8 protein-coding genes are annotated in these 12564 nt (G+C 58.1%); 7 read left to right on the forward strand and 1 reads right to left on the reverse strand.

Annotated elements, in window-relative coordinates; translation table 11 throughout:
- Nucleotides 1-48: 48 nt before the first annotated feature.
- The 5 genes from glgB to glgP are packed head-to-tail and all read left to right on the forward strand — an operon-like array spanning nucleotide 49 to nucleotide 9436.
- Nucleotides 49-2235, forward strand: a complete 2187-nt coding sequence (gene glgB / locus CRO87_RS13180; RefSeq protein ID WP_097163403.1) for a 1,4-alpha-glucan branching enzyme — start codon at nucleotides 49-51, stop codon at nucleotides 2233-2235.
- A complete protein-coding gene (glgX, locus tag CRO87_RS13185; RefSeq protein WP_097163404.1) occupies nucleotides 2232-4220 on the forward strand; it encodes a glycogen debranching protein GlgX in 1989 nt (662 codons plus the stop codon). The genes glgB and glgX overlap by 4 nt, the downstream gene beginning before the upstream one ends.
- 22 nt (nucleotides 4221-4242) lie before the next feature.
- Entirely contained in the window at nucleotides 4243-5526 is a 1284-nt protein-coding gene (gene glgC, locus CRO87_RS13190; RefSeq protein ID WP_097163405.1) for a glucose-1-phosphate adenylyltransferase, read from the forward strand.
- Nucleotides 5527-5537: 11 nt separating this feature from the next.
- The gene (gene glgA / locus CRO87_RS13195) at nucleotides 5538-6971 is read left to right on the forward strand and encodes a glycogen synthase GlgA (protein WP_097163406.1); all 1434 of its coding nucleotides are present in this window, start codon (nucleotides 5538-5540) and stop codon (nucleotides 6969-6971) included.
- A 17-nt stretch (nucleotides 6972-6988) separates the two neighbouring features.
- Entirely contained in the window at nucleotides 6989-9436 is a 2448-nt protein-coding gene (gene glgP / locus CRO87_RS13200) for a glycogen phosphorylase (protein WP_097163407.1), read from the forward strand.
- Nucleotides 9437-9551: 115 nt separating this feature from the next.
- Here the strand turns inward: glgP and glpD are convergent, their stop codons facing one another.
- The gene (gene glpD / locus CRO87_RS13205) at nucleotides 9552-11060 is read right to left on the reverse strand and encodes a glycerol-3-phosphate dehydrogenase (protein ID WP_097163496.1); all 1509 of its coding nucleotides are present in this window, start codon (nucleotides 11058-11060) and stop codon (nucleotides 9552-9554) included.
- 297 nt (nucleotides 11061-11357) lie between these two features.
- Here glpD and glpE point away from each other — a divergent pair, with 297 nt between their 5' ends.
- Nucleotides 11358-11684 (forward strand): thiosulfate sulfurtransferase GlpE, encoded by a 327-nt coding sequence (glpE, locus tag CRO87_RS13210; RefSeq protein WP_097163408.1) that lies wholly within the window; start codon nucleotides 11358-11360, stop codon nucleotides 11682-11684.
- Nucleotides 11685-11728: 44 nt separating this feature from the next.
- Nucleotides 11729-12559: a rhomboid family intramembrane serine protease GlpG gene (glpG, locus tag CRO87_RS13215; protein WP_097163409.1), complete on the forward strand. Its 831-nt coding sequence runs from the start codon at nucleotides 11729-11731 to the stop codon at nucleotides 12557-12559.
- The last annotated feature ends 5 nt before the right edge of the window (nucleotides 12560-12564 follow it).

Below are 12564 nucleotides of genomic sequence, written 5' to 3' on the forward strand. Positions count from 1 at the left end.
GTCGCTACAGAGAAACAAAACAGCGACACCTATAACAGGATGAATAGCATGTCCGAACGTATCGACAGAGACGTGGTTAATGCTCTGATTGCCGGCCATTTTGCGGATCCCTTTTCCGTGCTTGGCATGCACTGCACCGCCGCAGGGCTGGAAGTCCGCGCACTGTTACCTGACGCGACTGAAGTGTGGGTCATCGAACCAAAGACCGGGCGTAAAGTCGGGCAGCTCGACTGCCTAGACTCGCGCGGTTTCTTCTGCGGCGTGATGCCGCGGCGTAAAAATCCTTTCCGCTATCAGCTGGCCGTCATCTGGCACGGCCAGCAAAACCTGATTGACGATCCGTACCGCTTCGGCCCGCTGCTGCAGGAGATGGACGCCTGGCTGCTGTCGGAAGGTACGCACCTGCGCCCGTATGAGACGCTGGGTGCGCATGCCGATACCATGGATGGCGTAACGGGTACGCGTTTTTCCGTCTGGGCACCGAACGCACGTCGCGTGTCGGTGGTTGGGCAGTTCAACTACTGGGACGGTCGCCGTCACCCGATGCGCCTGCGGGCGGAGTCAGGTATCTGGGAGCTGTTTGTTCCCGGGGCGCACAACGGTCAGCTCTATAAATTCGAGATGATCGACGCCCACGGCAAGCTGCGCATCAAGGCGGACCCGTATGCCTTCGAAGCGCAGATGCGCCCTGAAACCGCGTCGCTGATTTGCGGTCTGCCGGAAAAAATCGAGCAGCCGGAATCGCGCAGGCAGGCGAATAATTTCGACGCGCCCATCGCCATTTATGAGGTGCATCTCGGCTCCTGGCGGCGTCATACCGACAACAACTTCTGGCTGAGCTACCGCGAGCTGGCAGACCAGCTGGTGCCGTATGCCAAATGGATGGGGTTCACCCATCTGGAACTGCTGCCGATCAATGAGCATCCGTTCGACGGCAGCTGGGGCTATCAGCCGACGGGCCTGTACGCGCCGACGCGTCGTTTTGGCACCCGCGAAGATTTCCGCTATTTCATTAACGCGGCCCATAACGCCGGGCTGAACGTCATTCTTGACTGGGTGCCGGGCCACTTCCCGTCGGACGATTTTGCGCTGGCGAAGTTCGACGGCACCGAGCTGTACGAGCACAGCGATCCTAAGGAAGGCTACCATCAGGACTGGAACACCCTGATTTATAACTATGGCCGCCGCGAAGTGCAGAATTACCTGGTCGGCAATGCGCTGTACTGGATTGAGCGTTTCGGCATTGATGCCCTGCGCGTGGATGCGGTGGCCTCAATGATTTACCGCGACTACAGCCGCAAAGAGGGCGAGTGGGTGCCTAACGAGCACGGCGGGCGTGAAAATCTCGAAGCAATTGAGTTCCTGCGCAGCACCAACCGTATTCTCGGCGAGCAGGTGCCGGGCGCGGTGAGCATGGCGGAAGAGTCGACGGACTTCGCGGGCGTTTCAAGGCCGCCTGAGATGGGCGGGCTCGGCTTCTGGTACAAGTGGAACCTGGGCTGGATGCACGACACCCTCGATTATTTCAAACTTGACCCGGTTTATCGCAAACATCATCACGACAAGCTGACCTTCGGCATGTTGTACAACGGCACAGAAAACTTCGTCCTGCCGCTGTCGCACGATGAAGTGGTGCACGGCAAAAAATCGATTCTCGACAGAATGCCGGGCGATGCCTGGCAGAAGTTCGCCAACCTGCGCGCCTATTACGGCTGGCTGTACGCTTTTCCGGGCAAAAAGCTGCTGTTTATGGGCAACGAATTTGCCCAGGGCCGCGAGTGGAACCACGACACCAGCCTCGACTGGCATCTGCTGAGCGGCGGCGACAACTGGCACCACGGCGTGCAGCGGCTGGTGCGGGATCTCAACCTGACCTATCGTCACCACAAAGCGATGCATGAGCTGGACTACGACTCTTACGGCTTCGAATGGCTGGTGGTCGATGACCACGAGCGCTCGGTGTTTGTCTTTGTGCGCCGCGACAGGCAGGGCAACGAAATCATCGTCGCCAGCAACTTCACGCCGGTGCCGCGCGAACATTATCGTTTCGGCATCAATCAGTCGGGCCGCTGGCGTGAAATCCTGAATACCGACTCCATGCACTACCACGGCAGCAATGCCGGGAACGCTGGGGCGGTGCACAGTGATGCCATTGAGAGCCACGGACGCCCGAACTCGCTCTCCATCACGCTGCCGCCGCTGTCGACCATCTGGCTGGTCCGGGAGGGAGAATGAGCAAACTCACGGCAGGAAAACCCGCGCCGCTCGGCGCAAGCTACGACGGCAAAGGCGTGAACTTCACCCTTTTCTCCGCCCATGCGGAGCGGGTTGAACTCTGTGTGTTTGATAAACATGGCAACGAGCGACGCTCCGATTTACCCGAGCGCACCGGCGACGTGTGGCACGGCTATCTGCCTGAAGCGCGCCCTGGCCTGCGTTACGGTTTTCGCGTGCATGGGCCATGGGATCCGCATCAGGGGCATCGCTATAACCCGGCGAAGCTGCTGCTCGATCCCTGCGCCTATCGCGTGGACGGTGAGGCGATTGATGACCCCATTCTTCACGGCGGCCATGACACGCCAGACGATCGCGACAGTGCGAGCGTCGCACCTCGCTCCGTGGTGGTGGATCTCCGCTACGACTGGGAAGACGACGAGCTACCGCGCACGCCTTGGAGCAACACTATTATTTACGAGGCGCACGTCAAAGGGCTGACGTATCTGCATCCAGGTATTCCGAAAGATCTGGCCGGAACCTACGGTGCCCTTGCTCATCCGCTGATGATCGCCTATTTCAAAAAGCTCGGTATTACGGCGCTGGAGCTGCTGCCCGTCGCGCACTTCGCCAGCGAGCCGCGCCTGCAACGGCTGGGGCTCACTAACTACTGGGGCTACAACCCGCTGGCGATGTTTGCCGTCGATCCGCGCTATGCCACCTCGCCGAAGACGGCGCTGAAGGAGTTTCGCGATGCGGTGAAGGCGCTGCATGCGGCGGGCATTGAGGTGATTCTCGACATCGTGCTGAACCACAGCGCGGAGGTCGACCTCGACGGCCCGACCTTCTCCCTGCGCGGAATCGACAACCGTAGCTATTATTGGATAAGGGACGATGGCGATTACCACAACTGGACCGGCTGCGGTAACACCCTGAATCTCAGCACGCCAGGCTCGGTGGAATACGCTCACCGGTGCCTGCGCTTTTGGGTTGATGAGTGTCACGTGGACGGCTTCCGCTTTGACCTGGCCTCGGTAATGGGCCGCACGCCGGAATTTCGTCAGGATGCGCCCCTGTTTGAGGCGATCAAAAACGATCCGCACTTAAGCGCCGTGAAGCTGATTGCGGAGCCCTGGGATATTGGTGACGGCGGCTATCAGGTCGGCAACTTCCCGCCGCTGTTCGCCGAATGGAACGACCATTTCCGCGATGCTACGCGCCGCTTCTGGCTGCAGCAAAGCCTGTCGCTCGGCGAATTTGCCCGCCGTTTTGCAGGCTCCAGCGATGTGTTCAACTTCAACGGACGCCTGCCGTCGGCGTCGGTGAATCTGGTCACGGCGCACGACGGTTTTACCCTACAGGACTGCGTCAGTTTCAATCAGAAACACAATGAGGCAAACGGTGAAGAAAACCGCGACGGCACGAACAATAACCACAGCTGCAACCATGGTATAGAAGGATTAGACGGCAGTCTTGATGTGACTGAACGGCGGCGGGCCAGCGTCCATGCCCTGATGGCCTCGCTGCTTTTATCACAAGGGACGCCGATGATACTGGCCGGGGATGAACACGGCCATAGTCAGCACGGCAATAACAATGCGTACTGTCAGGACAACGCCTTAACCTGGCTCGACTGGGAAAAGGCCAACGCTGGCCTGACCGCGTTTACCGCAGCCCTCATTCGCCTGCGCCAGCAGATCCCGGCTTTGACCGAAGACCGCTGGTGGCAGGAGGGTGATGGCCGCGTTTGCTGGCTGAACGAGAACGCGCAGCCTCTGAGCGTTGAAGCGTGGCAACAGGGAAGCCCCCGGATGCAGATTCTGCTTTCAGGCACCTGGCTTATCACGCTGAACGGCTCGCAGGAGGTTGCAGAGATGGCATTACCTGAAGGGGAGTGGCGCGCCATTCCTCCATTCGCCGGAGAGGATAATCCGGTCATCCTGGCTGTCTGGCATGGGCCCGCGCACGGAGTGTGCGTATTCGAAAAGGTCCGCTCGGACGTGTAACGAGCGAGAAAAGGAGTTAATCATGGTTAGACTTGAAAAGAACGATCCTCTGATGTTAGCGCGCCAGTTGCCGATCAAATCGGTGGCGCTGATCCTCGCCGGTGGGCGCGGAACCCGACTGAAAGACCTGACCACCACCCGCGCAAAACCGGCGGTGCACTTTGGTGGCAAATTCCGCATCATTGATTTTGCCCTCTCTAATTGCATTAACTCAGGTATTCGCCGCATCGGCGTAATCACTCAGTATCAGTCCCACACGCTGGTGCAGCACATTCAGCGCGGCTGGTCCTTCTTTAGCGAAGAGATGAACGAGTTCGTCGACATTCTGCCTGCGCAGCAGCGCGTCAGCGGCCAGAACTGGTATCGCGGCACCGCCGATGCGGTCACCCAGAACCTCGACATCATTCGCCGCTACAAAGCCGAGTACATTGTGATCCTCGCCGGGGACCACATCTACAAGCAGGATTACTCGCGCATGCTTATCGATCACGTCGAAAAAGGCGCACGTTGCACCGTGGCCTGCATGCCGGTGCCCGTTGAAGAGGCAACGGCGTTTGGCGTGATGGCGGTGGATAACGAAGAAAAGATTATCGAATTCGTCGAAAAACCGGCGAAGCCGCCAACCATGCCGGGCGACGACAGCAAATCCCTCGCCAGCATGGGCATCTATATCTTTGATGCAGATTACCTTTACGACCTGCTGACCGAAGACGACGCCGAGGAGAACTCCAGCCACGACTTCGGCAAAGACATCATCCCGAAAATTGTCAAATCTGGCATGGCGTATGCACATCCCTTCCCGTTGTCCTGCGTTCAGTCCGACCCGGAATCCGAACCTTACTGGCGCGATGTGGGTACGCTTGAGGCGTACTGGAAGGCAAACCTCGACCTGGCTTCCGTCACGCCTGAGCTGGATATGTACGATCAGAACTGGCCGATTCGTACGCATATGGAATCGCTGCCGCCCGCGAAGTTTGTACAGGACCGTTCGGGCAGCCACGGCATGACCCTGAACTCGCTGGTTTCCGGCGGCTGCATTATCTCCGGCTCGGTGGTAGTGCAGTCGGTGCTGTTCCCGCGCGTGAGGATTAACTCGTTCTGTAACATTGATTCGGCAGTCTTACTGCCAGACGTCTGGGTTGGACGTTCGTGTCGCCTGCGTCGCTGCGTTATCGACCGTGCCTGCGTGATACCAGAGGGCATGGTCATTGGGGAGAATGCGGAAGAGGACGCGCGTCGTTTCTACCGTTCTGAGGAAGGTATTGTGCTGGTCACGCGTGAAATGCTGCGCAAACTGCAGGGCTGACAGGAGCGATAATGCAGGTTTTACATGTATGTTCAGAGATGTTCCCGCTGCTGAAAACCGGCGGTCTGGCAGATGTGATTGGCGCGTTACCGGCGGCGCAGATTGCCGATGGGGTGGATACCCGAGTGCTGCTGCCAGCCTTCCCGGATATTCGCCGTGGCGTGACGGATGCTCAGGTCGTGACCCGTCGCGACACCTTCGCCGGGCGCATCACGCTGCTGTTTGGTCGCTACAACGGCGTGGGTATCTATCTGATTGATGCACCACATCTTTATGACCGACCGGGCAGCCCGTATCACGATACGAACCAGTTTGCCTATACCGATAACGTGCAACGTTTTGCGCTGCTCGGCTGGGTAGGCGCTGAAATGGCCGTGGGGCTCGATCCGTTCTGGCGCCCGGAAATCGTGCACGCGCACGACTGGCACGCGGGCCTGGCTCCAGCGTACCTTGCGGCGCGCGGCCACCCGGCAAAGTCGGTCTTTACGGTGCATAACCTGGCCTACCAGGGCATGTTTTACGCCCATCACATGAATGAGATTGATCTGCCGTGGTCGTTCTACAACATGCACGGGCTGGAGTTTAACGGGCAGATTTCGTTCCTGAAGGCGGGGCTCTATTACGCCGATCACATCACGGCGGTTAGCCCGACCTACGCCCGCGAAATCACCGAGCCGCAGTTCGCCTACGGCATGGAAGGTTTGCTGCGTCAGCGTCATCAGGAAGGGCGACTGTCGGGGATATTGAACGGCGTGGATGCGCACATCTGGAGCCCGGAGAATGACCTGCTGCTGGCATCGCGCTACACCCGCGATCAGCTGGAAGAGAAGGCAGAGAACAAACGCCAGCTGCAGATTGCGATGGGGCTTAAGGTCAACGATAAGGTGCCGCTGTTTGCGGTGGTCAGTCGGCTGACGCATCAGAAAGGCCTGGATTTGGTGCTCGAAGCGCTGCCGGGCCTGCTCGAACAGGGCGGTCAACTGGCGCTTTTAGGCGCGGGCGACCCGGTATTGCAGGAAGGGTTCCTCGCCGCCGCCGCCGAACATCCGGGGCAGGTTGGCGTGCAGATTGGCTATCACGAAGCCTTCTCGCACCGCATTATGGGCGGGGCGGACGTGATTCTGGTGCCTTCCCGCTTTGAGCCGTGCGGCTTAACGCAATTATACGGCCTGAAATACGGCACGCTGCCGCTGGTGCGGCGCACCGGAGGGCTGGCGGACACCGTTTCCGACAGCTCGCTGGAAAACCTGGCCGACGGCGTCGCCAGCGGCTTCGTGTTTGAAGACAGTAATGCCTGGTCGCTGCTGAGAGCTATCCGGCGTGCTTTCGTGTTGTGGTCACGCCCGTCACTCTGGCGCTACGTTCAGCGTCAGGCGATGAGCATGGATTTTAGCTGGCAAGTCGCGGCGACCTCTTACCGCGAGCTTTATCAACGCTTGATGTAATCACAGGAACCATTTCTATGAATGCACCCTTTACTTACGCGTCGCCGACACTCAGCGTTGAGGCACTGAAACACTCGATTGCCTATAAGCTGATGTTCACCATCGGGAAGGACCCGGCCATCGCCAACAAGCACGAATGGCTGAACGCCACGCTGTTTGCGGTACGTGACCGCCTGGTTGAACGCTGGCTGCGCTCGAACCGCGCCCAGCTGTCGCAGGAAGGTCGTCAGGTCTATTACCTGTCGATGGAGTTTTTGATTGGTCGCACCCTTTCTAATGCGCTGTTGTCACTCGGGATTTATGAGGACGTAAAAAGCGCGCTGGAAGGGATGGGGCTGGAGCTTGAAGAGCTTATCGACGAAGAGAACGATCCAGGCCTCGGCAACGGCGGCCTCGGGCGTCTGGCGGCCTGCTTCCTTGACTCGCTGGCGACGCTCGGCCTGCCGGGGCGCGGCTACGGCATCCGCTATGACTACGGCATGTTCAAGCAGAACATCGTCGACGGGCGGCAGAAGGAATCCCCTGATTACTGGCTGGAGTACGGTAACCCGTGGGAGTTTAAGCGTCACAACACCCGCTATGCCGTGCGCTTCGGCGGCCGCATTCAGCAGGAGGGCAAGAAATCCCGCTGGGTGGAAACCGAAGAGATTCTGGCCGTGGCCTACGACCAGATCATTCCGGGCTATGACACCGATGCCACCAACACTCTGCGTCTGTGGAACGCCCAGGCCAGCAGTGAAATCAACCTCGGGAAGTTCAACCAGGGCGACTACTTCGCGGCGGTGGAGGATAAAAACCACTCCGAGAACGTCTCCCGTGTGCTGTACCCGGACGACTCGACCTATTCCGGGCGTGAGCTGCGCCTGCGCCAGGAGTATTTCCTGGTCTCGGCCACCGTGCAGGACATTCTGAGCCGTCACTATCAGCTGCATAAAACCTACAGCAACCTGGCGGAGAAAATTGCCATTCACCTGAATGACACGCACCCGGTGCTGTCGATTCCGGAGCTGATGCGCCTGCTCATCGATGAGCATAAATTCAGCTGGGATGATGCCTTTAACGTGACCTGTCAGGTCTTCTCCTACACCAACCACACGCTGATGAGCGAAGCGCTGGAGTCCTGGCCGGTGGAAATGCTCGGCAAAATTCTGCCGCGCCATCTGCAAATTATCTTCGAGATTAACGACTACTTCCTGAAAACGCTTCAGGATCAGTACCCGAACGACACTGGCCTGCTTAGCCGCACGTCGATCATTGACGAGTCTAACGGTCGTCGGGTGCGTATGGCGTGGCTGGCGGTGGTGATCAGTCACAAGGTCAACGGCGTTTCGGAGCTGCACTCGAACCTGATGGTGCAGTCGCTGTTCGCCGATTTCGCGAAGATTTTCCCGATGCGCTTCACCAACGTGACCAACGGCGTGACGCCGCGTCGCTGGCTGGCGCTGGCGAACCCGTCACTTTCTGAAGTGCTGGATGAAAACATTGGCCGCACCTGGCGCACGGACCTCAGCCAGCTGACCGAACTGGAGCAGCATCTTGATTATCCGCTGGTCAATCAGGCGGTGCATCACGCCAAGCTGGAGAATAAAAAGCGGCTGGCGGAGTACATCGCCCAGCAGCTGAACGTGGTGGTGAGCCCGAAATCGCTGTTCGACGTGCAAATCAAACGCATTCACGAATACAAACGTCAGCTGATGAACGTGCTGCATGTGATCACGCGCTACAACCGCATAAAAGCTGATCCGAAAGCCGACTGGGTGCCGCGCGTGAATATCTTCGCCGGGAAAGCCGCGTCGGCTTACTACATGGCAAAGCACATCATCCATCTTATCAACGACGTGGCGAAGGTGGTCAACAACGACCCGCAGATTGGCGACAAGCTGAAGGTGGTGTTTATCCCGAACTACAGCGTGAGCCTGGCGCAGGTGATCATTCCGGCGGCGGATCTCTCCGAGCAGATCTCATTGGCGGGAACCGAAGCCTCCGGCACCAGTAACATGAAGTTTGCCCTCAACGGTGCGTTGACCATCGGCACCCTGGATGGGGCAAACGTCGAGATGCTGGAGCATGTGGGTGCAGAGAATATCTTTATCTTCGGTAACACGGCGGAAGAAGTCGAAGCGCTGCGCGCCAAAGGCTACAAGCCGCGGGATTACTACGATAAGGATGAAGAACTGCATCAGGTGCTGACGCAAATCGCGACTGGCCTGTTCAGCCCGGAAGAGCCGGGGCGCTACCGTGACCTGGTGGATTCGCTGATTAACTTTGGTGATCACTATCAGGTGCTGGCGGATTACCGCAGCTACGTGGACTGTCAGGACAGCGTTGATGAGCTGTACCGCAACCCGGAAGAGTGGACCACCAAAGCGATGCGCAACATCGCCAACATGGGCTACTTCTCGTCAGACAGGACCATTCAGGAGTATGCGGATCATATCTGGCATATTGATCCAGTGAGGTTGTAGTCGTTGCCCTCTCCCTAACCCTCTCCCGCAGGGAGAGGGAACTATTCAGCGCAGGTTTGTTTTTCTCCCTCTCCTTTCGGGAGAGGGCCGGGGAGAGGGGAAATTCAGATCTGGATTAAGACGCTAACGACAATTCATGCTTTCCCGCGTGCTGTACCAGCCACTGTGCGACGCGGGATTGCTCTTCGGCATTCAGCCACATACCCTGCTTGGTCCGACGCCAGATAGCATCGTCAAGGCGACGCACCCACTCATGCTCCACCAGATAGCGCAGCTCCGCTTCGTAAAACTCATGGCCGAAATGCTCGCCTAAATCGGCAATCTCTTTTGCTTCACCCAAAATCCACTCGCTGTTGCTGCCGTAGGTGCGGGCAAAATGGCGCGCCATGCCTTCGCTGATAAACGGATAGCGGCGGCGCAGCTTCGCGGCGTAATCGTCGCGGTCACCTTCAAGTTCTCCACCCGGCAGCACCGAACCTTTGGTCCACGCCGGACCGATGCCTTTGTAGTACGGCGTCAGTTTTTCCAGTGCGTGCTCGGCGAGCTTACGATAGGTGGTGAGCTTGCCACCAAAGACCGACAACAGCGGTGCCTGGCCGTCAACATCGTGGATATCCAGGGTGTAATCGCGGGTGATGGCCTGCGGAGAATCAGACTCGTCGTCGCACAGCGGACGCACGCCAGAGTAGGTCCAGACGATGTCATCGCGCCCCAGCTGTTTTTTGAAGTGAGCGTTGTGCACCTTCAGCAGGTAGTTAATTTCGCTCTCGTCTATTTCGACATTTTTCGGATCGCCTTTGTACTCAACGTCGGTGGTACCGATGATCGAGAACTCATCCATCCAGGGAATGACAAACACGATGCGCTTATCTTCGTTTTGCAGGATGTAGGCCTGCTTCTGGGTGTGCACGCGTGGCACCACAATGTGGCTGCCTTTGATCAGGCGAATACCGTAGGGTGACGGCAGATGCATGCCGTCGTCGAAGAACTGTTTTACCCACGGGCCGGTGGCATTGACCAGGCCGCGCGCCTGCCAGCTGAATTTCTCGCCGGTATCAATGTCTTCCGCTTCGACAATCCACAGGCCGTTTTCGCGACGGGCGGAGGTGGCGCGGGTACGGGTCAGCACTTCACCGCCTTTTTTCACCACCATCTGCGCGTTGGCGAGCACCAGACGCGCGTCGTCTACCCAGCAGTCGGAATATTCGAAACCGCGCACAATTTCCGGCTTCAGTACCGAGTCCGCGCCAAAACGCAACCCGGCCGAACCCGGCAGGCTGGTGCGTTTACCGAGATGATCATACATAAACAGGCCGATTCGAATCATCCACGCCGGGCGCAGATGCGGGCGATGCGGTAGACGAAAGCGCATCGGGAAGGCGATGTGCGGCGCCATCTTCAGCAACACTTCACGCTCGGCCAGCGCTTCGCTCACCAGGCGGAATTCGTAGTGTTCGAGATAGCGCAGCCCGCCGTGAATCAGCTTGGAGCTGGCGCTGGAGGTTGCGCAGGCCAAATCCTGCGCCTCCAGCATCAGCACGGATAAACCACGCCCTGCGGCGTCTGCCGCGATACCGGCACCGTTGATGCCACCGCCTATCACAATCAGATCTTTGGTTTCCATGCTGCGCCCTCGTGCACTTTCGTTAAAGTTCATAAATGTTCGTTATCGCTCAATATAGCAAACAAACGCGCATCTGGTAACAACAAAAAAACATTTCAGAGTGATGCATGTAACAAATTAGCGTTTAGCTATGTTGAAGACGCACGCCAGGCGGTAAAATAGCGCGGACATTTTCCCCTCACCCTGACCCTCTCCCCAAAGGGGCGAGGGAATGATTAGCTCCCTCTCCCTTTCAGGGAGAGGGCCGGGGTGAGGGTAGAAACAGCGCACATCACCCAAAGAATAAAAGAGAGCACCATGGATCAATTTGAATGTATCAACGTAGAAGAAGCGCACCAGAAACTGCACCAGGGGCTGGCGGTGATGGTGGATATCCGCGATCCGCAAAGTTACGCAATGGGCCACACGCCGGACGCGTTTCATCTGACCAACGATACGCTGGGTGCGTTTATGCACGACGTTGATTTTGGTACGCCGGTGATGGTGATGTGCTATCACGGCAACAGCAGCAAAGGTGCTGCGCAGTATCTGCTAACGCAGGGCTACGACAACGTGTACAGCGTGGACGGCGGCTTCGACGCCTGGCACCGCCATTTCCCGGCCGAAGTGGCGCACGGAAGCTGAGCAGGTATACTGTCCTCCTTTGTGTGGAATAAGCGACGCCCCGTATGTTGATGATTACCTCCTTTACTAACCCGCGCGTCGCCCAGGCGTTTGTTGACTATATGGCAACGCAGGGCGTTATCCTGACCCTTCAGCAACATACTCAAACGGATGTCTGGCTGGCCGACGAGTCTCAGGCCGCGCGCGTTCAGAACGAGCTGGCCCGCTTCCTTGAGAACCCCGCCGATCCCCGCTATCTGGCGGCGAGCTGGCAGTCAGGCCATACCAACAGCGGGCTGCACTATCAGCGCTATCCGTTTCTCGCCACGTTGAAAAGCAACGCCGGACCTTTGACCTGGCTCATCCTGTGCGCCTGTATTCTGGTGTTTATTGTGATGAATGTGGTGGGCGATCAGGCGGTAATGCTGGCGCTGGCCTGGCCTTACGACGCGTCCCAGCAGTTTGAAATCTGGCGCTATTTCAGCCATGCGTTTATGCACTTCTCGCTGATGCATATCCTTTTCAACCTGCTATGGTGGTGGTACCTCGGCGGGTTGGTGGAAAAGCGCATTGGCAGCGGCAAGCTGCTGGTGATTACCCTGATCAGCGCGCTGCTGAGCGGCTTTATACAGCATAAATTTAGCGGCCCGTGGTTTGGTGGTTTGTCGGGTGTGGTTTACGCCTTGATGGGCTACGCCTGGCTGCGCGGAGAGCGGGACCCGCAAAGTGGCATTTACCTCCAGCGCGGCCTGATTATTTTCTCGCTGCTCTGGCTGGTGGTGGGCTGGCTGGATCTTTTCGGTATGTCGATTGCCAACGGCGCGCACGTCACGGGTCTGGCCGTTGGGCTGGCGATGGCGTTCGCCGACACGCAGAATGTGCGAAAACGAATATAGCTATT

The sequence above is a fragment of the Enterobacter sp. CC120223-11 genome (assembly GCF_900215375.1).
GTDB lineage: Bacteria > Pseudomonadota > Gammaproteobacteria > Enterobacterales > Enterobacteriaceae > Scandinavium.

Bases quoted from the DNA above. Each gene is read 5' to 3' on its own strand.
- glpE (WP_097163408.1), top strand. From the start codon at position 11,358: ATGGATCAATTTGAATGTATCAACGTAGAAGAAGCGCACCAGAAACTG.
- glpG (WP_097163409.1), top strand. From the start codon at position 11,729: ATGTTGATGATTACCTCCTTTACTAACCCGCGCGTCGCCCAGGCGTTT.
- glgB (WP_097163403.1), top strand. From the start codon at position 49: ATGTCCGAACGTATCGACAGAGACGTGGTTAATGCTCTGATTGCCGGC.
- glgC (WP_097163405.1), top strand. From the start codon at position 4,243: ATGGTTAGACTTGAAAAGAACGATCCTCTGATGTTAGCGCGCCAGTTG.
- glpD (WP_097163496.1), bottom strand. From the start codon at position 11,060: ATGGAAACCAAAGATCTGATTGTGATAGGCGGTGGCATCAACGGTGCC.
- glgP (WP_097163407.1), top strand. From the start codon at position 6,989: ATGAATGCACCCTTTACTTACGCGTCGCCGACACTCAGCGTTGAGGCA.
- glgA (WP_097163406.1), top strand. From the start codon at position 5,538: ATGCAGGTTTTACATGTATGTTCAGAGATGTTCCCGCTGCTGAAAACC.
- glgX (WP_097163404.1), top strand. From the start codon at position 2,232: ATGAGCAAACTCACGGCAGGAAAACCCGCGCCGCTCGGCGCAAGCTAC.